The organism is Psychrobacter sp. Cmf 22.2, from assembly GCF_001921745.1.
GTDB lineage: Bacteria > Pseudomonadota > Gammaproteobacteria > Pseudomonadales > Moraxellaceae > Psychrobacter.
Map to the genome: position 1 here is coordinate 94,967 of NZ_MRYA01000007.1, position 21,130 is coordinate 116,096.

Annotated in this window: 16 protein-coding genes; 7 read left to right on the forward strand and 9 right to left on the reverse strand. The window is 42.9% G+C overall.

Going from position 1 to position 21,130, the window contains the following annotated elements; all coding sequences use genetic code 11:
• Nucleotides 1-128: 128 nt before the first annotated feature.
• The gene (locus BTV98_RS11510) at nt 129-1,331 is read left to right on the forward strand and encodes an acyl-CoA dehydrogenase (RefSeq protein ID WP_058369696.1); all 1,203 of its coding nucleotides are present in this window, start codon (nt 129-131) and stop codon (nt 1,329-1,331) included.
• Between the two features lie 200 nt (nt 1,332-1,531).
• Entirely contained in the window at nt 1,532-2,770 is a 1,239-nt protein-coding gene (locus BTV98_RS11515) for a CaiB/BaiF CoA-transferase family protein (protein WP_058369697.1), read from the forward strand.
• A gap of 18 nt (nt 2,771-2,788) precedes the next feature.
• Here BTV98_RS11515 and BTV98_RS11520 read toward each other — a convergent pair whose 3' ends face one another.
• On the reverse strand, nt 2,789-3,559 hold the full coding sequence (locus tag BTV98_RS11520; RefSeq protein ID WP_075103646.1) for an IclR family transcriptional regulator: 771 nt from the start codon (nt 3,557-3,559) through the stop codon (nt 2,789-2,791).
• A gap of 273 nt (nt 3,560-3,832) precedes the next feature.
• Between BTV98_RS11520 and BTV98_RS11525 the strand changes: the two genes are divergently transcribed.
• The 3 genes from BTV98_RS11525 (at nt 3,833) to BTV98_RS11535 (ending at nt 8,586) form a co-directional block, all read left to right on the forward strand.
• On the forward strand, nt 3,833-5,308 hold the full coding sequence (locus tag BTV98_RS11525; protein WP_058369699.1) for an NAD-dependent succinate-semialdehyde dehydrogenase: 1,476 nt from the start codon (nt 3,833-3,835) through the stop codon (nt 5,306-5,308).
• Between the two features lie 223 nt (nt 5,309-5,531).
• A complete protein-coding gene (gabT, locus tag BTV98_RS11530; RefSeq protein ID WP_058369700.1) occupies nt 5,532-6,794 on the forward strand; it encodes a 4-aminobutyrate--2-oxoglutarate transaminase in 1,263 nt (420 codons plus the stop codon).
• 349 nt (nt 6,795-7,143) lie between these two features.
• On the forward strand, nt 7,144-8,586 hold the full coding sequence (locus BTV98_RS11535) for an APC family permease (protein WP_075103647.1): 1,443 nt from the start codon (nt 7,144-7,146) through the stop codon (nt 8,584-8,586).
• Between the two features lie 79 nt (nt 8,587-8,665).
• Here BTV98_RS11535 and BTV98_RS11540 read toward each other — a convergent pair whose 3' ends face one another.
• From BTV98_RS11540 to BTV98_RS11565, 6 genes are all read right to left on the reverse strand, one after another.
• Entirely contained in the window at nt 8,666-10,039 is a 1,374-nt protein-coding gene (locus tag BTV98_RS11540; RefSeq protein WP_058369800.1) for an NAD-dependent succinate-semialdehyde dehydrogenase, read from the reverse strand.
• Between the two features lie 171 nt (nt 10,040-10,210).
• On the reverse strand, nt 10,211-11,314 hold the full coding sequence (aguA, locus tag BTV98_RS11545) for an agmatine deiminase (RefSeq protein ID WP_075103648.1): 1,104 nt from the start codon (nt 11,312-11,314) through the stop codon (nt 10,211-10,213).
• 82 nt (nt 11,315-11,396) lie between these two features.
• Nucleotides 11,397-12,269, reverse strand: a complete 873-nt coding sequence (gene aguB, locus BTV98_RS11550; protein ID WP_197409104.1) for an N-carbamoylputrescine amidase — start codon at nt 12,267-12,269, stop codon at nt 11,397-11,399.
• A 135-nt stretch (nt 12,270-12,404) separates the two neighbouring features.
• Complete coding sequence (locus tag BTV98_RS11555) at nt 12,405-13,898, reverse strand: Na+/H+ antiporter NhaC family protein (RefSeq protein WP_058369803.1); 1,494 nt, start codon at nt 13,896-13,898, stop codon at nt 12,405-12,407.
• Nucleotides 13,899-14,088: 190 nt separating this feature from the next.
• A complete protein-coding gene (locus BTV98_RS11560; RefSeq protein ID WP_256713905.1) occupies nt 14,089-15,459 on the reverse strand; it encodes an FAD-binding oxidoreductase in 1,371 nt (456 codons plus the stop codon).
• A gap of 1 nt (nt 15,460) precedes the next feature.
• Nucleotides 15,461-16,804 (reverse strand): glutamine synthetase family protein, encoded by a 1,344-nt coding sequence (locus BTV98_RS11565; RefSeq protein WP_058369804.1) that lies wholly within the window; start codon nt 16,802-16,804, stop codon nt 15,461-15,463.
• 482 nt (nt 16,805-17,286) lie between these two features.
• Here BTV98_RS11565 and BTV98_RS11570 point away from each other — a divergent pair, with 482 nt between their 5' ends.
• Both BTV98_RS11570 and BTV98_RS11575 read left to right on the forward strand, forming a co-directional pair.
• The gene (locus tag BTV98_RS11570; RefSeq protein WP_058369805.1) at nt 17,287-18,027 is read left to right on the forward strand and encodes a gamma-glutamyl-gamma-aminobutyrate hydrolase family protein; all 741 of its coding nucleotides are present in this window, start codon (nt 17,287-17,289) and stop codon (nt 18,025-18,027) included.
• On the forward strand, nt 18,002-18,658 hold the full coding sequence (locus BTV98_RS11575; RefSeq protein ID WP_256713906.1) for a cupin domain-containing protein: 657 nt from the start codon (nt 18,002-18,004) through the stop codon (nt 18,656-18,658). Before BTV98_RS11570 ends, BTV98_RS11575 begins: the two co-directional genes overlap by 26 nt.
• A gap of 80 nt (nt 18,659-18,738) precedes the next feature.
• On the opposite strand, the gene BTV98_RS11580 is transcribed toward BTV98_RS11575, so the two are convergent.
• Nucleotides 18,739-20,109, reverse strand: coding sequence for a glycosyltransferase (locus BTV98_RS11580; RefSeq protein WP_082638097.1), 1,371 nt, complete (start codon nt 20,107-20,109; stop codon nt 18,739-18,741).
• A gap of 139 nt (nt 20,110-20,248) precedes the next feature.
• Nucleotides 20,249-21,121: a TIGR03915 family putative DNA repair protein gene (locus tag BTV98_RS11585; protein WP_058369966.1), complete on the reverse strand. Its 873-nt coding sequence runs from the start codon at nt 21,119-21,121 to the stop codon at nt 20,249-20,251.
• Nucleotides 21,122-21,130 lie beyond the last annotated feature (9 nt).

The following is a 21,130-nucleotide window of genomic DNA, read 5'->3' on the forward strand; positions in this document are numbered from 1 at the left end:
TTAGTTTCGCATAGTGGAACTAAGTTGTCAAACAAAATTTGCTTGTCACTTAACTGATCATATAAATAGCTTTGATAAAAAGCTAATGAACTGTTTTTTACAAGCCGTCTTAAGTAAAGGAGTACGACATGTCAGCACCTACCAACCTACGAACGAATGCCAGCCCAAGTTTTGATTGGGAAGATCCTTTTTTACTGCGTGATCAGCTTACTGATGAAGAGCGTATGGTCAATGATAGCTCGCATCAGTTTTTTCAAAAAGAGTTGATGCCTGGTATTTTAGAGGCCAATCGTAACGAAAATTTTGATCGTAATATCATGCGTCAAATGGGTGAAATGGGCCTGCTTGGGGTGACTATCGAAGGCTATGGCTGTGCTGGTTTGTCAAGTGTGGCTTATGGTCTTATTGCCAAAGAAGTTGAAGCAGTAGATTCAGGTTATCGTTCAGCGATGAGTGTGCAGTCAAGCTTAGTGATGCATCCTATCTATGAGTATGGTACTGAAGAGCAAAGAGAGAAGTATCTACCAAAACTGGCTTCTGGCGAGTATGTCGGCTGCTTTGGTCTAACCGAGCCTGATTCAGGATCAGACCCTGCCTCTATGTCAACTCGTGCGCGTGCTGTGGATGGCGGTTATGAGCTAACTGGCAATAAGATGTGGATTACCAATAGTCCTATTGCTGATGTGTTCGTCGTTTGGGCAAAAGATGATGAAGGCAAGATTCGTGGTTTTATCTTAGATAAAGGTATGAAAGGTCTATCTGCACCGAAGATTGAAGGTAAGTTTTCACTACGCGCTTCAGTGACTGGCGAGATTGTCATGGACAAAGTCTTTGTTCCAGAAGCCAATGCTTTCCCAGACATTCGCGGACTCAAAGGACCTTTTGGCTGCTTAAATAAAGCCCGTTACGGTATCGCATGGGGCGCTATGGGCGCAGCTGAATTTTGCTGGAAAGGCGCGCGCCAGTACACGCTTGATCGTAAACAGTTTGGCCGTCCATTAGCCGCGACGCAGTTGGTGCAACTAAAACTTGCTAATATGCAAACTGAGATTGCCCTTGGCTTGCAAGCAGCGTTACGAGTCGGTCGTTTGATGGATGAGCATAATGCAGCGCCTGAGATGATATCGCTCATTAAGCGTAACAACTGCGGCAAGGCATTAGACATCGCTCGTGTTGCTCGTGATATGCATGGCGGTAACGGTATCTCTGATGAGTTCCATATTATTCGCCACGTTATGAACCTAGAAGCAGTAAATACTTATGAAGGTACGCATGATATCCATGCTCTTATCCTAGGACGCGCTCAAACGGGTATTCAAGCATTTTATTAATCTAAAACATTTAAGAATGTTTGATTAAATTATCACCCAGTATAGATGTTTAACGACTAACGTACGTTACTGTTTAGCCTTTAACACAGCGCTTAACATTAGCGTGCGTTTTTTTATAAGCTGGAATAACAAAGTGCCAAGATATATCAGCACTTAGAATGATAAATATCTAAATGCTTCTAAAAAGGTAAGGGAATATCATGAATACAACATCGCAACCTTCTAATGCACAATTAAGTAATAGTGACACTCCAAAAGGCGCATTACACGGCATCAAGGTGCTCGACTTATCAAGAGTATTGGCCGGACCATCTTCTACACAAGTGCTCGCTGATCTTGGCGCAGAAGTCATCAAAGTTGAACGTCCCGGTATCGGTGATGAAACGCGTCATTGGGCACCGCCCAAGTTTAGCGATGATACTTCTGCTTATTACGCAACTATTAACCGTAATAAAAAATCGCTCACTGTCGATATCACTACGCCAGAAGGACAGACTATTATTAAGCAGCTTATCGCTGATAGTGACATTGTGGTAGAGAACTTTAAGGTCGGAGGTCTCAAAAAATATGGTTTAGACTATGAGAGCCTAAAACAAGACAATCCGCGCTTGATTTATGCGTCATTGACAGGATTTGGTCAGACAGGACCGGATGCTAAGCGCCCTGGTTATGATTATATTATTCAAGGCTTGTCGGGGCTGATGAGTATTACCGGTCCTAGCGATGGTGAACCACACAAGGTCGGCGTTGCGGTCGTCGATTTATTTGCAGGCTTGCAGTTGACCATCGGTATTCAAGCAGCACTATTAGCGCGTCAACATACTGGCCTTGGTCAACATGTTGATGTGGCTTTGCTAGACAGTGCGCTGGCAATGCTGGCGAACGTCGGTATGAACCATTTGGCATCAGAAAAAGTGCCGCCAAGACTGGGTAACCAGCATCCTAACATCGTGCCTTATCAAGTGTTTGCAGGTCAAGGTGAAGAGCATTTTATATTAGCATGCGGTAATGACAGTCAGTTTGCCAAACTTTGTGATGTACTAGGCGTAGATTGGCATACCGATAGCCGTTTTATGACCAATCCTGCCCGAGTAGCAGAGCGTGAGCTGCTATGCAATGCGCTGGCCAAGAAGTTTGCCGAGCATCCGCGTGTATATTGGTTAGAGGCATTAGAGCAGGCGGGTATTCCGTGCGGTGCCATCCATAACATCGCTGAAGCTTTAGCCATGCCGCAAGCGCAAGCACGTGAGATGATAGTTGATTTTGCCGCGCAAGGCAGTCCGGTAAGAGCGCTTGGTAGTCCTATTAAGTTATCAGCTTCTCCGGTAACTTATCGTACACCGCCGCCGCGACTAAGCGAGCATACCGATAGCACGCTTGCAGAACTTGGTTATGATAGTGAGACGATAGCCAAACTTAAAGCAGACGGTATTGTTTAGTTAAAATGGACGACAAAGTTAGGCTGAGCGTGAAGGTATAAAACCTAAGCGCTGCTCTATCTGTTTGGCAAGCTCGATCAAAACAGCGCTAACCTCAGCGCGTTTGGCTTCATATTCAATTTGCAAAAAGCTGACAGCCATGCCAGCGACTGCGTGACCAGAGGCATTACGGATATAAGTACCTAAGCAATACATACCCTCGCGTAGCTGTCCATCATCTAATGAAATACGGCTGTCATGAATAGCGGCCATCTCATCGGCAAAGCTGACAAAGTTGTCGACGCCATTTGGGGTTAGTGGTTTAGGAAATTGCCCCTCATATATTGTTTCTATAGTATCTATAGGTAAGGTTGAGAGCATGGCTTTGCCCGTCGCCGAAAATACGGCAGGCACACGTACCCCAGCACGGAAGGTAAAACCGAGCGGCGCTGGGGCTTCATGACAGGCCAAAAATATCACTTCTCCTAAGTCCAGTTTAGATAGCGTGACGGTATGCTGTAGTAGGGCAGGATACTGTACGATTAAATCTTTAAATAGCTGGATCACACCTTGTTGCTGCTCATATTTACCTGCCCAGTACATCAAATAAGAGCCTAAATGAAAACGGTTTTCAGTGTCTTTATAAATCACATGTTTGGTAAGCAGGCTTTGCAAAATATTATGAGTTGAGCTACGAGGAAGTTCTAATTCTTTAGCAATATGAGCGGCTGTCAAAGGCTGAGCGCTTGCCGTAATCAAATCTAGAATCTGAAAAGTTTTGTCTAATGCAGGAACAGCAGTTGAGCTCATAAGTGGCCTATAAAGGTGAGTAAAATTAAAAACAATAAAAATAAAGCGTTAAATAGTCATGAAAATGAGAATAAAGGTTGCAAAATGGATCCCATCATTCTTATAATGATGTCTCATATATAGAATCTATGTTCAGTATATTGAACATTATAACAGTTATCAATAATTATTTATGTAGAGTCGTATCAAAACGATCTCATTATTAAAGCTACTAATAGCCGTTTTATCTACCTTTATAATATGCCATTAGTCCAATCGACAAGGAGCGTCACAATGTCACAACGGTCACAATCTACTCTACAGTTGTCAAACCCAGAACTGCTTAAGCAACACTGCTTGATCAAGGATGGATGGCATGCTGCTAGTGATGAAGCCACTCTTGAAGTAAGCAACCCTTTCGGTGGTGACGTCATTGGCACTATTCCAAGTCTTACCACTGAAGACGTCAATGACGCTGTCGCCTATGCGCACGACGTACAAACAGCATGGGCTGCAAAAACCCCAAAAGAACGTGCAGAATTATTACAAAAATGGGCAGATCTCATTGATGCAAATAAAGAAGATCTTGCAATCATTATGACCGCAGAACAAGGCAAGCCTTTGACCGAGTCGCGCGGTGAGATTGGTTATGCCAATAGCTTTATTCGCTGGTTTGCCGAAGAAGGCAAACGCGTTTATGGCGATGTGATTCCTGCCAATCAATCCCAACTGCGTCACGTCGTTCTTAAGCAGCCAGTGGGTGTTTGTGCAGCCATTACACCTTGGAACTTTCCAGCAGCGATGATTACTCGAAAAGCTGCGCCTGCATTAGCGGCAGGCTGTACGATGATTATCAAACCTGCCACTGAAACCCCATTTTCTGCGCTAGCCTTAGGTGCGTTAGCAGAGCAGGCTGGTATTCCAGCTGGTGTCATTCAAGTCGTTACTGGTAAATCATCAACGATCGGTGACATTCTCACAGGCGATACTCGTATTCATAAGTTATCATTCACAGGTTCTACGGAAGTGGGTCGTACTTTGATGGCTCAGTGTGCCCCAACTATCAAAAAGCTGTCATTAGAGCTGGGTGGCAATGCTCCATTTATCGTTTTTGATGACGCAGATCTTGAAAAAGCAGCCGAAGGCTTGATTGCTTCTAAATATCGTAACGCTGGTCAAACCTGTGTGTGCGCCAACCGTGTGTATGTCCAAGACAGCATCAAAGATGAGTTTTTGGATGTGTTTGTCAAAAAAGTAGCTGAACTAAACGTTGGTAACGGCTTAGAGGAAGGCGTGGATATCGGTCCTTTGATCAACAAAAAAGCGCTAGATAAGGTACAAGCACTACTCAAAGATGCATTGGATAAAGGCGCGACACTAATTGCTGGTGGTAGCACCAATAGCGCATCAGAACTAACCTATAACCCAACAGTCATCACCGATATTGATAGTGACATGGACATTGCTCATGAAGAGATTTTTGGTCCTATCGCTACCATATTTACCTTTAACGACGAAGAAGAAGTGATTCGTAGAGCTAACGATACGATTTACGGATTGGCCGCTTACTTCTATAGCGGAGATTATGCTCGCTCATGGCGCGTCTCGGAAGGTCTTGAGTACGGTATCATCGGTCATAATACGGGACTTATCTCTACAGAAGTAGCTCCATTTGGCGGCGTGAAGCAGTCAGGATTCGGCCGTGAAGGTTCTAAATACGGTATCGAAGAATATGTTGTGACCAAGTATTGGTGTTCTGATATCAGTTAATAGTTTGTCTAGCGTATTTAGTTTTCGATAGTTAGTTTTTGACCCTCAGCTTTTTAAATAATTTACCGATTAATTTTAAGCTGAGGGTCGACGTTTTAAAGTTTTTTAGTATTAATTAAAATTAATACATTCTGGTATCTAGTATTTATTAGATAGATCGTTACTCAAGAACCGCCACTTAATAACTGGCACTTATGTTAAAAATAAAGAAAAGGACATTCCTATGACTACTACCAATCAATCATTGTTTGAGCGTCGTAAAGCTGTGTTGCCAAAAGGGCTTGGTATTGCGTTTCCTGTTTTTGCAGAAAAAGCAAAAAATTCTGAAGTTTGGGACGTTGAAGGTAATCGTTATATCGATTTTGTAGGCGGTATCTCAGTACTCAATACTGGTCACAGCCATCCAAAAATCACCCAGCGTGTCCATGAGCAACTAGACAAGTTTACGCATACAGCCGCGCAGATAATGAACTACGAGTGTTATGTTGATCTTGCCGAAAAGCTATGTGAGAAGGCGCCTATCAGCGGTGATAAAAAGGCCTTGTTTTTAACCACTGGTGCAGAAGCGGTCGAAAACTGCGTCAAGATTGCTCGTTCCAAAACAGGACGCCCGGGTATCATCTCTTTTGTCGGTGGCTGGCATGGCCGCACATCCATGTGTATGAGCTTGACGGGTAAAGTCCTACCATACAAAAAGAGCTTTGGCCCGATGCCAGGCCCTGTGTTTCATGCGTTGTTTCCAGCAGAAGAGCTGAACGTCACCGAAGCACAAGCGCTGCATAGCCTTGAGATGATTTTCCAAGCGGATATCGATCCTAGCGAAGTGGCAGCGATGATTATCGAGCCAGTACAAGGCGAGGGCGGTTTTCACCAAGTGACGCCATCGTTTGCCAAAGCACTGCGCGAGATTTGTGATGAGCATGGCATTGTTCTTATCTTTGATGAAGTACAGTGCGGTTTTGCGCGCACGGGCACTTTATTCGCGTGCGAGCAGCTAGGTGTCGAGCCTGACTTAATGACTAGCGCGAAGAGCTTAGCCGGTGGCTATCCTATCTCTGCTGTGATTGGCCGTGCCGATATCATGGATGCGCCGCAAGTAGGCGGCTTGGGCGGTACGTATTCTGGTAACCCGCTTGCTTGCGTAGCTGCTTTGGCAGTGATAGAGGTCATCGAAGAAGAAAATCTACTTGAGCGTAGTGTTGAGATTGGCGATAAAATCGCAAATTTCCTAAAAGACTTGAATCTAAGCAGTATCGGTCATATCCGCTATAAAGGCGCGATGCTAGCGTTTGAGTTGATCGATAGTGATGGCAAGCCTGATACGGATGCAACAGCTAACCTAAAAGCAAAAGCTTTTGAACAAGGACTACTATTAGCGTCTTGTGGTATGCATGGTAACGCCATTCGTATCATGGTACCGTTAACTGTCGAAGATGAGGTACTACAAGAAGGTCTTGATATTATTAAAGGTATCTTAACTGCTTAATTACGGTATAGTTTTAGCGACCTTGTGCTAAAACATATCGTAACGATTGTATCGGTTTTAACTAAATTTTTAGTTTGGTTAAAAGGTAAGGTATAGATATAAAAGCAAGGACGCTTTTGGAGTATTAATTCTGAATAATAAGCTCTATAACGGCGTCTTGTAAATCAAGACGCCGTTGTTGTTTTTGTCAGTTCATATTTTAAGTTACAGTAATGAGAAGCCATTGCTTGCGCTAATACCAAACAAGTAATATGAGTATTAGAGTCTAGGCGGTAGGTTTTAGATATCAAATCAAGCCAGCTTAACCGTAAAAGGTTGACACGGATGATACACGGACAAGGAGCAAGTTATGTCTGCAATGAAAAAATCGTTAGGGGTAGTCGATATTATCGCTCTAGCATTCGGTGCTATGGTAGGTTGGGGCTGGGTCGTTTTGGCTAGTGGTTGGGTAGTCTCAGCCGGGACGTGGGGCGCTATCACCGCGTTCTTAGTCGGTGGACTTGCGGTCGTTATGATCGGTGTGACCTATGCTGAGCTGACCTCATCCATGCCGATTACAGGGGGTGAGCACACTTATACCCACCGTGCTTTAGGGGTTAATGTCTCCTTTATATGCTCTTGGAGTATGCTCTTTGGTTATTTATCGGTCGTGGCTTTTGAAGCCGTTGCTCTACCTACCGTGGTAGAGTATTTGATACCGAATTATAATCAAGGGTATTTATGGAATGTAGCAGGGTGGGATGTCTATGCGACATGGGCAGGCGTCGGTATGGCAGGCTCTGTTTTAGTGACTTGGCTGAACACACGTGGTATGGAAGTCAGTGCTTGGTTTCAAAAAACAGCAGTGGCTGGTATTTTGATTGTTGGTGTTCTATTGTTTATAGGGGCACTGCTCTTCAATCCTGAAACGACAAACACTGAGTTGTCGCCTGCGTTCATTGGTGGTATTGGCGGTATTATGGCCGTTATCGTCATGGTTCCCTTTATGTTTGTGGGTTTTGATGTTATCCCGCAGGCAGCAGAAGAGATGAACTTAACCCGTCCAAATATCGGTAAATTCTTAATTGTCTCGTTAATTGTCGCGGTGATTTGGTATGTTGCGGTCATTTGGAGTGTAGGCGTGACGCTACCGTTGGCGCTAGCTGAAACATCCTCTTTAGGCACTGCTGATGCAATGGAGACCGCATGGCAAGGCAAATGGGCAGGTGTCTTACTGGTCATCGGTGGTGTGCTTGGTATTATGTCAAGCTGGAATGCCTTCTTGATTGGTGGTAGCCGTCTACTTTATGCGATGTCTAAAGCTCATATGCTGCCAGCCTTCTTGGGTAAGTTACATCCTAAGCATAAGACACCAATCAATGCAATCTTACTTATCGGTGGGCTTGCGACGCTTGCACCATTATTTGGTCGTAAGATGCTAGTATGGATCGTCACAGCGGGTGGTTTCGGTGTCGTCATTGCTTATACTTTGGTAGCAGTATCGTTTTTGGTATTGCGTTATCGCGAGCCTAATATGGTACGTCCGTTTAAGATTCCAGCAGGCAAAGTTGTCGGTATGATTACCATTATTCTCAGTTTGGGCTTGTTTGTATTATATCTACCCGGAATGCCATCGGCACTCTCTGGAATTGAATGGTCAATATTCGTCGGCTGGACCATATTGGGTATCATCTTCTTTGCTTATGAGTCGATGAAAAATCCAGGTAAAAGCAAAGTGGTCATGGCAGCTGAGTTAGAAGAGTTAAAGATTGTCAATCAGCAGTGGTTACAAGAGAATCCTTACAAGAAATAAGTTTGTTACGGTTCCAATTGCAAGAAAGCCTAACATCAAATGTTAGGCTTTTTGTTTGTATAAACAATGACTCTATTAATTACGATTTATCACGAATCAACTTATAGTTTAAAAACTCAGTGATACCAAGGGTGCCAAGCTCACGACCAAACCCTGAGCGTTTGACACCGCCAAATGGGGTGTTGGCTTCAGAGCCAGACGGTGAATTAATCGTTACCATACCCACTTCTAGTTGTTCAGCGATCTGTGCTGCTAAAGCCGAATCTTGGGTCTGAATGGACGCGCCAAGACCAAACGGAACATCATTGGCAATTTTAATAGCATGAGCGATATCACGAGCTTTATAGATGACCGCGACAGGACCAAATAGCTCCTCGCGATAAACATCCATCGAATCATCAACGTCTGTCAGTACAGCAGGGGCGAACCAAGCGCCAGGCTTGTCTTTCACCATACCACCCTCAACGAGCACGGTTGCGCCCGCTTTAATAGCACTGTCCAACTGCTCTTGTAAATTCTCTGCTGCACTTTTCGATGACATTGGTCCAATAAAAGTCTTTTCATGGTGCGGATCCGCTAGGCTCATTCCACGTACAGCATCGGTAAAGCCTTTGACAAATTGATCGTATACGCTATCGACAATGATTAAGCGCTTAGCGGCATTACAAGCCTGTCCAGTATTACCAAAGCGACCTTCGATTGCACCTTTAATAGCTTGTTCGATATCAGCGTCTGCTGCGACAATAAAGGCATCAGAACCACCAAGCTCTAATACAACCTTTTTGAGGGCACCGCCCGCTATTTTTGCAACCGCTTGTCCTGCGCGCTCAGAGCCTGTTAATGAGACACCTTGTACTCTACTATCTTCGATAATAGTCGCAGCTTGCTCATTGGTAGCAAACACATTGTTATACACGCCATCAGGTAAGCCTGCATCTTTTAAGATATCAACAATGACTTCTGCGGTATTGGGGCACTGAGGCGCATGCTTTAAGATAATGGTATTGCCTGCCATTACGTTTGGCGCGACAAAACGTGCTACCTGATAATGCGGGTAATTCCACGGCATAATGCCAAGCAATGCACCAACTGGCAACTTTTCTACGGACGCTGAACCTTGGTCAACATCGATCGTATTTGGTGCCAATAGCTGCTCAGCATTGTCTGCATAGTAGCGATAAATCTCAGCAACTAAACCAATCTCACCTTTTGCTTGCCCAACAGGTTTACCCATCTCGTTTGCAACGATACGTGCCAGCTCATCTTTACGATCAATGTAAATGTCAGCGACTTTATTTAATATCGCACTACGTTCGCTAAGAGACGTTTTTTGCCAATCTTGATAAGCGTTGTCTGCTTGCTCAATAGCGTGCTGAATATCTTGCTCAGTCGCCGTCGGGTAAGTGGCTTCAATTTCGCCAGTCGCAGGGTTGCTCACTTGATAATCGCTCATAAATATTCCTTTGGTTAAAATCCATTTTAGTTAATATTTAAACAATTTACGTTTAAGATAGTATTTCTATAAAGTTTGTAAGTGTTTTTATAAACGGTAAAGCTTATTACAGTAAAATACTAAATCGTATGAATAGCTAAAAATTTCAGCAAATTTACTGTTATCTGAGTATTATTGCTTCGTGGCGGGTTGCTGCTGGGTAATACAATGAATGTTACCGCCCCCAAAAACAACTTCTTTTGTCTTTACTCCCACTACTTGATGATGAGGGAATACTTTTTCAAGCTGTGCAATGGCTAAACTGTCGTTGATATCGTCATATTGCGGGACGATGATGGCCTCGTTGCAGATTAAAAAGTTGGCATAGGAGGCAATACATACATCACCTGTACGACGCGCTTTAGCATCATCAGACTGTACTATGTCATAGTTCTCAGGCAAAGTAACTGGCTTTTGGGTACAGCAAAGTTTATGAACTGTTAGACGTCTACCTTTAGCATCTGTCATGTTTGAGAGCTGTTCATAAGCTTTTTGAGTGGCCTTAAAAAATGGATGTTTAGGGTCATCAGTAAATAAGCAAACCACCTCACCAGGGCGTGCAAAACAAGCGATGTCGTCAATATGGCCTGTGGTTTCTTCAGGATCGATACCGTCATCAATCCATAGCACCTTTTGGGCATTCAGATAAGCTTTTAGCTTGTCCTCAATTTGAGACTCGCTAAGATGCGGATTACGTCCAGGACTGAGCAGACACATACGAGTGGTTAATACTGTACCTTCACCATCGACATGAAACGCGCCACCTTCCATCACAAAATTTTCGGTACGATAGCGTTTAATGTCTAAATAGTCGCATAGACGCGCTGCTAACTTATCATCATTATCCCAGGGTGCATAAAGGCCGTCGTAGTTGCCGCCCCAAGCATTAAAAGTCCAATCACAGCCGCGAACCTCTCCTGCATCATTAATCAAAAACGTCGGTACGATGTCGCGTGCCCACGCATCATTGCTTGGCATAGAGATGACTTCAATATCAGCTGGCAAACTATCACGACAAGCTTGGTAGTCATTAGGGTTGACTAAGACTGCAACTTTACAATAGGGCTTAATAGCCAACGCTACCGCTTTGTAAGCTGCTTTAGCAGGGGCAGCATTTTGACGCCAATTATCTTCTCGATAAGGCCAGACCATCCACACTTTTTGTAAGGGCTCAAACTCGGCTGGCATATAAAAACCGTCTTCTGACGGAGTTGAGTCTTGAATGAGTTCAGACATATGAGTCACCTTGTTAGCAGTAATCTTTTAAGAAACTATTTTGTGTGGCCTATATCAGTCACAGTTTGACATTATTTGCAGCTTAGCCATGAGTAAGTAAAGTGCCATACATAGAAGGACGACGATCACGGAAAACGCCCCACTCTTGACGTTCACGAGCAAGTTTGTCTAAGTCAAAAGTGGCGCTGATGATTTCATTTTTATCCGCTGATGCTTCTTGAGTAATCTCGCCTCGGCCATCAGTAATGAATGAGCCACCATAAAACGACATAACGCTATCAACGCCATTTTGCGTGACGGTCTCAGAGCCAATACGGTTAGACGCGACCACTGGCATCAGGTTGGCTGCTGCATGTCCTTGCATACAGCGCTGCCAATGCCCCTTTGATTCGATACCCAATGTTGGCTCATCACCAATAGCTGTTGGATAAAATAATATCTCAGCACCCATCAATGCCATACTACGCGCGCACTCTGGGAACCATTGATCCCAGCAAATACCGACCCCAATCTTGGCATATTTGGTTTGCCATACCTTAAAGCCAGTATCGCCTGGGGTAAAATAGAACTTTTCAGCGTAAGGGATACCATCTGGTATATGCGTCTTACGATAGGTTCCAAGTATTTCGCCATCAGCATCTATCACCGTGACACTATTAAAAAACGTATTGCCTGACTTTTCATAAAAGCTAATCGGTAAGACCACTTCTAGCTCTTTGGCCAATTTTTTGAAATGGTTGATAGCAGTATTATCTGTGACAGAGGTGGCAAGTTTAAAATAATCGAAGTCATGAACTTGGCAGAAGTAGGGCGTTTCAAACAATTCTTGCAGTAAAATAATGTTGGCACCGTCCTTAGCTGCTTTGGTAACTAGGTCAGTTGCAGTATCGATGTTTTGTTGTTTATCCCAACCACAAGCCATTTGTGTGGTAGCTACGGTTACAGTACGCATAATCTAATTCCTTTTATCTATTGGCGGATAAGTAAGGTCGGACAAAAAACCATTCTAAAGAGTCGCTAGTGGACAACTACCAGTTGGTAATTGCCCACATTATAATGGTTTGGTAATAACGCTACCGCTACGCTACATCTAAGCCATCATAAACCCTAAACCTAAGAAAGTTGCGACGGACAGTACAGCACCTAGCATGGCGTAAGGGAACTGTGTAAAGGCGTGCTGCATCGGTGAACAGCCAGCGCCTTGTGCTGCTAATAATGATGAATCACTAAAGAAACAAGCATGACTACCAAATGAAGAGGCAGATAATAAGGCACCAATCATAAGTGGCGTGCTAACCCCTAGAGCCATAGAGATTGGGAAAACAATTGGCATCGCTAAGACGTATAGACCCCAGCTTGACGACGTTGCAAATGTTAAGAAAGCCATGACTGCAAAAATGACAGCAGGGAAGATGATAACGGTCATATATGGAGTGATGGATTCAATAACATACATAGTCATCCCAAGCTCATCATTGATTGCTTTTAGGAAAAAGCCACCAATTACAGTTGAGAGTGGGTATAACATAACTTTAAAGCCTTTAAAGATAGCTTCAACTTGGGTCTCAAAGCTCAAAATTCCTTGTACCCAATATACAAGAACCGTCACAAAACACGTCAATAACGCGCCTCTTAATAAATCAATTTCAAAGTATATGGTTGAGACGATCAATAAGATCATAGGAAAAGCAAAGTTTAAGATATTGGCTTTAAATGATAGCTTACGTTTGGCTTTTACGTTTGAGATTAATTGCTCTTCTACAAAGGCTTCAGGGACAGGGTTACCAGCTTGTGCACGTTTCTCAGCCTTTTTCATTGGACCCCAGTTGCCAAATATACCAGTAGCAACTAAGAATACAATAAGAAGGGCAAACCAAGCATATGCCATATAAGGAATAGCACTGATATAAAGCCCTAAGCCAGCGCCGTCTCCTGCGACGTTATTTTCTTCCAACAAACCTGCAAAATAGACAGCCCAAGTAGAAATAGGAACAATCACACACATAGGCGCCGCTGTAGAGTCAACGATATAAGCCAGTTTCTCACGTGATACGCCATACGCATCTGTGAGTTTTTTGACAGAAGTCGATACGGCTAAACAGTTTAGATAGTCATCAATAAAGACTACAATACCCAAAGCAAAAGTAGCCAAAAGTGACTGTCTACGTGATTTGATGATCTTTTGTAGCCATTCACTAAAGCCATCTAGACAACCACTGATCTCGAGCAGTTGAATAAGCCCACCCATAAGACCACAAACCAAAACGATCCAGATAATCGTTTCATTACCTAAGACCATAGAGATATTGTCAGCGAAGGGGGAGACCAGATCAAAAGGATTGAGCATCACCAGGCCAGCGACACAGCCTGCTATCATTGATTCAAACGGACGTCTTGAAATAATGGCGGTGATTAGGACTAGTAGCGTTGGTAATAGTGATAATGCACCCCAAGATTCTGATGCATCTCGAGTACTTGAAAGCCAGACAAAAGCAAGGTAAATGGCTATACCCGCTACTACCGTTAAAAACACTCGTTTGTTATGAAACAGTCCTTCAACAGCATCATCGAACTTCATATTCATAGTTACACTCCTTGTAAAACCTCATTTTTTGTAGAACAGAATTTGCTCTATAACTCATTCTTGATAGCAGTTATGAACCAACTGGCTATTAAGCCCATCACAACACTCCCTTGTTGTGATGGTGTAATGTAACAACGATCCTCAAAAAATTTCAAAACTAAACTATTATCTATCAATTTATCCTATTGGTCTACATGCCAGTACGATCTTTTAGAGCATACCACCATGAACCCATCATCGAATAAGGTACTCTTAATGCACGGCCCCCTGGGAAAGGTATCCATGGTATTTTGGTAAAAGTATCAAACTCTGCAGTCTTGCCATTGATAGCATCTGCCAATATCTGTCCAAATAGATGCGAGCCTGTCACGCCATGACCACTATAGCCGTGCGCGAAAAATACGCGATCATGTAATTTGCCCAGCTGCGGCACACGAGAAAAGGACAAAGCAAAGTTGCCACTCCATGCGTAATCTATTTTAACATCGCGTAATTCTGGAAATATCTTGTTCATATTGGGTCTGATTTTAGCTGTAATATCAGATGGGTCTTGACCACCATAGACTGTACCACCACCGAATAACATACGTTTGTCAGCAGAAAGACGATAGTAATCAAGAATATAGCGTACATCTTCAACACAGACATCGGTTGGAAGCAGTTGATCTGCTAAATCACCCAAGGGTTCGGTAGCGATGATTTGCGTTGACACTGGCATAACGCGATCAGTCAATTTTGGAATGACTTTATTTAGATAAGCATTACCGCAAATTACAGCCTGTTTGCAAGTAACTGTGCCAAATTCGGTAATGATTTTGATAGAGTCATCAGAGTATTCAATATCGACGACCAACGTATTTTCATAAATGATACCGCCGCCTTGTTCAACAGCAACCGCTTCACCGAGTGCTAAATTTAACGGATGAAAGTGACCGCCTGAATGGTCAATGACGCCGCCCACATAAGCATCTGTTTTTATGTGTTCTTGAATGCCAGACTTGTCTAACATTTCTCGATCATGCATGCCATGGCTCTCCCACAGCGCATGCGTTTCTTGCAAGTCTCTTAGTTGTCCATTGTTTAGAGCTGCAAAGATGTTTTTCTCTTTTAAATCACAATCAATGTTGTAGTCAGCGACAAAACGACGAATGATTTTGCCACCGCGAGTCACTAGTTGACCGACGAAGTCTGCGTTTTTTTGACCATAAGATTTTTTGATCTTTTGTAGGCTGGCGTTAAGACCGTTGACGATCTGACCACCATTACGTCCTGAAGCCCCCCAGCCAATCTGTGCGCCTTCAAGGACGACGACTTCATGATCAGTCTCAATCAGATGTAGGGCAGTTGATAAGCCACTATAACCCCCGCCAACCACACAAACCTCCGTTTGAATGTCATTTTTTAGCGTTGGTCTGTCAGGTTTAGGATTACGACTGGCAGCGTAATAGCTATCAGGATATTGTCCTTTGTCTGAATAATGCGGGATATTGCGCTTGTTATTGGACGGCTTATTTTGCTGAGTGTTTTGATCCATAGGCGGTGTAGTATTGCTATTTGACATATTAGACATCCTGTAAATAGGTGAGGTATTCAAGGTTAGTAACTTGCTGAGCAAAGCGCTTGGCTTCTTGTTTTTTGACGGCGATCAACAGCTCGATCATCTCGCTTGGGAATAATGAGTCAATCAAATCACTACTTTCAAACTTACGAATGGCTGACAACCAATCTAAAGGCAAGGTTTTAAGCTCAGTATCGTCATAAGTAATACTGTTGATGGGTTCTGGGACTTCAAGCTTGTTTTCGATACCATATAGCATGCCTGCTAAGACAGCGCTACAGACCAGATATGGGTTGGCATCTGCACCAGATACACGATGCTCAATTCGGCGTGCTTTAGAGTCGCCACCTGGAATACGCACAGCTGCCGTACGGTTTTCATAACCCCATGAGATATTGTTTGGCGCAAGCGTACCTGGAGTGAACCTCCGATAAGAGTTGACATGAGGTGCGAATAGTATGGTGCAATCTGACATAGTTTTTAGCAGGCCAGCTACCGCATGACGTAACATATCTGATCCAGCTTCTGAGTCATCATCAAAGATATTGTTGCCATCTTTATCAAGCAGACTACAATGAACGTGAAAGCCGTTACCTGACTGTAAGCCAAAAGGCTTTGCCATAAATGTTGCGGTTAGTTTACGACGTGCAGCGACAGCTTTGACAACCTGTTTAAACAAAATAGCATCGTCTGCAGCTTTCAATGGATCATCCACATGTAATAAATTGATTTCAAATTGCCCACAACCATTCTCAGCTAGCGCTGCATCAACTGGAATATCAAGTTTTTTACATTGAGCATAGACTTCATCTAAAAACTCATCAAATTGTAATAAATCATTGATACTCAAAATTGACGTTTTATTCAGTCTTAAGCCACTTTTTGGACGAATAGGGGGTTTTGGGGTTTCACCTTCTGTGTAATCAAGCAAATAAAACTCAAGCTCCGTTGCCATGACCGGTGTCAAACCTAATGCTTTGAATTTTTTACTGATGTAGTCCAATACATGTCGAGCATCACCATAATATGGCTCATTGTCTTCGGTATAGAGCCAAACAGGTAGTAGTGAAGACGGTGCGCTGGTATTGATAAGCGGATAGGCAGCTCGTCCAGTTGGGCGGGCAATAGCATCGATATCTCCATTTGTTTGCGAGGATTCAATGACATCAGCGCCCCATATGTCGACGCCTAAGATTGACAACGGCAAACGGATACTGCCGTTCTGGGCTTTTTCCATTTGGTTAAAAGGGATGCGCTTACCACGAAGCAAACCATTAATATCACCTGCAGCCACATAGACATATTCGGTGTTGTTTGCAGATTCGACCATTCCATTGGTTGTCGTCATGTCTCTAATTCCTATTCATTTTAAAGATTTTTTGGGTTGTTGCTATTAAGTCTTTAATAGCTGTCGTGTATAACCTTCCTATGAAGGTCAACAAAGATTTCAAATAAAACAGTGATTATAAGTGGTGACAGAGATACAAGTTACCGTCTCGCTATAAGTGACTAGTAGGCACGTCTAATTGATTTTCATCAACAATATTAATAACTTAACGTTTCCCTGCATCACTCTTTATCAATATGTTTAATTTATAGAATGTGTCTTTTGTTTTACTGTTCCCCTCCAATATATGGTTGAAATTTATATATGTCAATTCTTATTTAAAACTATTAATAAGTAACTTATTATATTCATTATGATTAATTAATATCAACAATGAAGTTTATAGTTTACATTTTACGAGATAATATGTTAAATTTTAGCTCAATATAAGCTCATCTAATCTGAACTTTTATATTCAGATGTTACACTCAAGGAAGATTGACATGCATACTTACAAACCTGTTATCGCTATTGTTTCTTGTTATAAGATGGTTGATGGTCAGCCATCACAGTCGGTTTATCAAAAATATATCGATGCTGTGAACTTTTATGGTGGTAATCCTATATTGCTACCAAACACAGCTGCTGATAGTGCAAACTTCGACGCATTATTAGAAATTGTTGATGGTATTTTATTGACAGGCAGCTATAGTAACGTTGCACCAACCCGTTATGGCGCAACGCATCTTGAAGAAAAACAAGATTTAGGGCGTGATGATCTGAGTTTTAAGCTACTGGCTCATGCAGATGAGACAGGTACGCCCTTGTTAGCAGTTTGCCGTGGCCTACAAGAGATGAATGTTCATTTTGAGGGTACGCTACATCCAGACTGGCGCGAAGTGGAAGGGTTTTATGAGCCGCATCTAGAAGACAGTACCGCGCCTCTTGAGGTGCAGTATCAGCCTGTACACGACGTTTTAATTCAACCAGAAGGAAGGTTGGCGGAGTTTGGTAAAGAATGGCATGTCAACTCGTTACACAAGCAAGCTATCGATAAAGTCGGAGAACGGTTACTTGTGGAAGCTTTAGCGCCTGATGGTTTAGTAGAAGCAATAAGCTTAGTACAACATCCTTTTATGATTGGTGTACAATGGCATCCTGAGTTAAATTATGCGCAAGATAACTTGTCCAAATTTTTGTTCACGGAATTCATTCAACATGCCAGCAAAAAACTCTCTAGATAATGCTTCAGATAAAACCAATTTAGATGATAAAGTCGTCTCCGAAAAGGCTCAGACAGCCATCAAAGCGGATGAACAACCAGAAGAAGATATTGGTAAAAAAATCAATCAGCTGCGCCTTGCTAAAGGTTATTCACAGCGTAAGCTTGCAAGGCTTGCAGGACTGACCAATACCTCAATCAGCGCCATTGAGCGCAATAAAGTGAGTCCGGCCGTCAATACATTAAAAGCAATTTTAGCGGTGCTAGGCTCTGATTTGACGACTTTTTTTAGTGACGAGTGGAAAGAACCTAAAGCAAGAGTGGTAGTGACTCCCAAAGATTTAATTGAGCTTAGTGAACCAAATAGCAGAGTGTCGCTTAAACAGGTATACAATTGCAGCACAACAAAAAACTTAGGGTTTTTGATTGAGACTTATCAGCCCAACAGCTCAACGGAAGAAAAAATCGCTCATGAAGGAGAAGAGATTGGGACGGTCATCGAAGGCAAGATTCTTATTCGCATCGAGGAGACCACATACTTGCTCAATAAAGGGGACAGTTATGTGATTGATACCATGAAGCCGCATACCTTTATTAATCCTAGTGATACGGTGACTCATATAGTAAGTGCGCATACGCCAACGACTTATTAGATAGAACGATTATATAGAGTTGCTGCTATACTGAGGCGCGACGCTATTCGCTTTTATCTGTTATCTGTTATCTGTTATTTCTAATGGTTATTGTCCGTTTTGCTTTTATCTGTTTTACTTTTATTAGTAGCGACGGCTTTATCACTACTAGCCTGTTCCTTATTCGCCGTTAAGTCGCCCGTCACTTTTGGCGACTTTTTTAATAGATCAATTTTAGTATTTGTTATCCTTTTATCATGAGTATCGATAAAAGGGGGACTGGCAGCCTTTAAATGCCTTTTGGATCTCTGTAGAGAGTGAGCATCTAGTAACGCTTTTTGTTCTTTCTGCGAGGCTTCATACAGACCCTGATAGACTTCAATAGTTTCTTTAATCATCTGACGCATGGTAAACTTATCTGTCATCTCAGGACGAGTGACACTTTCTAACTGACTTTTAACAACTTTGCACAGAGCCTGAGCATTGTATTTTTTAACCAATCCTTGCGGGTACAACGGTTGCAAAATCTCACTAAAAGCCGCCTGATCCCAACCAACCACGGGCGTACCTAGATGAATCGCCTGTAGAGCATTGATACCGATAGATTCAGGTTGATTAGCAAGCGCCATAACGATATTGGCCGCTGACAGCCACTCCCGCATGTCGTTACGTTTACGACCGACATACGTGATACGTTCGGCCAGACCTAGCGTATTGGTGCGTTGACGAAAGTCTTCATGCGCCACGTCACCATCTCTATGGTCGTCGTCCATAATAATAGCGTGGATATTAGGAAATTGTTCTTGTAGGTTTCCTAGAATATCAATCAGCCATTCTTGTCCATATTCATTACCAATGATAGTAGGAAACACCAACCATTTCTTATGTTCAAGCTCAGGATATTCTGCAAAGGTACGGCGTAACCAATATACAGAAGGGTTGTGCCGATACGGATAACGACGCGTATCAACGCCGCGGTAGATACGCTTGATGGACTTTGGATCGATCTCTTCGCGATGTAGACCTTTTCTCAAATAGTTCGTCACACTATCTGATACAGTGATAATGGTATCGACATCCAGTAGTGCTTGTGAATACTTGTTAATTGAATAAAAACCATACATGGTTGAGACTAGCTTTGGTCGATGTTTTACGCGTGCTCGGCGCAGGGCTAAATGCAATATCCAAGCAGGTGTACGTGAATGCACATGGATAATATCAGGATTGTATTGTTCGATAAGATGACGTAGAGGGGCAACTTGTAAGATTGATAACCATGATTTTTTATACATATGCAGCTGATGGTATATATTGCCATCTCGCTCTAAACGTTTGACCAAATCGTTATCATCATCGGCACTAGAGACAATAATAGAAGTATGTCCGTTTTTGGCCAAAGCGCGTCCAAGATGAAAGATCCCACGTTCGGATTCATCATGTTTTAAGGACGACAGTAAACGCATAACTTTCATAATAGCGTGGGCCACCAGTTAGGATATCAAGCTGCTATTGTCAGTTAAAAATGCTGAAAACTCAACCATGAAGACCGATTAGAGGTGACAAATCGCCATGCTAGCTCAAGTTTTTACAGTCTAAAGAATTGATGAGTGGCTAACGACGCTTTTGCAAGTGTTCAGCATTGGGCAATATTTGCTTTTCGCTTAAGTATTTCCAATAGCGCTGCGGTAAATACTGTCTGTGCAAACGAGGGTTTTTGCGCTCTTTAATGTTGACGTTGGTAAAGTAGCCTTGCCAAAATTTTTGATAGCGCTGTTCGTCCTCACTATGAATACTGGCAGGGTTGCGTAAAACAGCATCATCAAGCTCGGTGATGGTTTGCAGGGCAGCGGGGCGCGTGGGCGTGCTTTGACTCTTGTCATAATAAATGCCATAGCCACGAGCCAGATCATAGATAGCCCAATGCTGATCTTGATAGCGCTGCCGAAAATGCTCCCCAATCAGCGGCAAGACGTTAAAATCAGGCTCAACACGGGCAAAATAGATGTCACTGGTTGTGTGCTCAAAACGCACAAACGCTTCCATGCGATGCTTTTCACGTCCGACAGACTTTACAGTTTGTACCAGCTCAAGTATGTTCAAGTTACCCAAGTCTTGCATAACATAACGACTAGGGTAGTCAATAGCATATTTGACTACTTGAAATAAAGTAGTACCAATGTCGTCTTTTTCAGACAAAAACCCCCAAAGTAAATTGCGCATACCTGAGCGACCTAATAGCTGGTTTAGTTTTACCAATACACGTTCAGCATTTTCTTCATTAGGCACAACGCTGGTTGCTTGAGCAATCAATGAGGGTACATAACAGTCTTGAGCAATCAATCGTAATGCTTCATCGTTTTGCAGCTTATTGACATAAACATAAAACACCGCGCTCAACCAACCTTCAAAACTTGGCTCATAAAGCACAATACTGGGTGTCAATTGACCAACAGGGTACGCGGTGTTTGGGGTCAGCTCTAGCATATATGCTCC

What these genes read in the sequence shown, in the direction of transcription:
- BTV98_RS11510 (WP_058369696.1), top strand. Translation starts at nt 129, where the DNA reads ATGTCAGCACCTACCAACCTACGAACGAATGCCAGCCCAAGTTTTGAT.
- BTV98_RS11515 (WP_058369697.1), top strand. Translation starts at nt 1,532, where the DNA reads ATGAATACAACATCGCAACCTTCTAATGCACAATTAAGTAATAGTGAC.
- BTV98_RS11520 (WP_075103646.1), bottom strand. Translation starts at nt 3,559, where the DNA reads ATGAGCTCAACTGCTGTTCCTGCATTAGACAAAACTTTTCAGATTCTA.
- BTV98_RS11525 (WP_058369699.1), top strand. Translation starts at nt 3,833, where the DNA reads ATGTCACAACGGTCACAATCTACTCTACAGTTGTCAAACCCAGAACTG.
- gabT (WP_058369700.1), top strand. Translation starts at nt 5,532, where the DNA reads ATGACTACTACCAATCAATCATTGTTTGAGCGTCGTAAAGCTGTGTTG.
- BTV98_RS11535 (WP_075103647.1), top strand. Translation starts at nt 7,144, where the DNA reads ATGTCTGCAATGAAAAAATCGTTAGGGGTAGTCGATATTATCGCTCTA.
- BTV98_RS11540 (WP_058369800.1), bottom strand. Translation starts at nt 10,039, where the DNA reads ATGAGCGATTATCAAGTGAGCAACCCTGCGACTGGCGAAATTGAAGCC.
- aguA (WP_075103648.1), bottom strand. Translation starts at nt 11,314, where the DNA reads ATGTCTGAACTCATTCAAGACTCAACTCCGTCAGAAGACGGTTTTTAT.
- BTV98_RS11555 (WP_058369803.1), bottom strand. Translation starts at nt 13,898, where the DNA reads ATGAATATGAAGTTCGATGATGCTGTTGAAGGACTGTTTCATAACAAA.
- BTV98_RS11560 (WP_256713905.1), bottom strand. Translation starts at nt 15,459, where the DNA reads ATGTCAAATAGCAATACTACACCGCCTATGGATCAAAACACTCAGCAA.
- BTV98_RS11565 (WP_058369804.1), bottom strand. Translation starts at nt 16,804, where the DNA reads ATGACGACAACCAATGGAATGGTCGAATCTGCAAACAACACCGAATAT.
- BTV98_RS11570 (WP_058369805.1), top strand. Translation starts at nt 17,287, where the DNA reads ATGCATACTTACAAACCTGTTATCGCTATTGTTTCTTGTTATAAGATG.
- BTV98_RS11575 (WP_256713906.1), top strand. Translation starts at nt 18,002, where the DNA reads ATGCCAGCAAAAAACTCTCTAGATAATGCTTCAGATAAAACCAATTTA.
- BTV98_RS11580 (WP_082638097.1), bottom strand. Translation starts at nt 20,109, where the DNA reads ATGAAAGTTATGCGTTTACTGTCGTCCTTAAAACATGATGAATCCGAA.
- BTV98_RS11585 (WP_058369966.1), bottom strand. Translation starts at nt 21,121, where the DNA reads ATGCTAGAGCTGACCCCAAACACCGCGTACCCTGTTGGTCAATTGACA.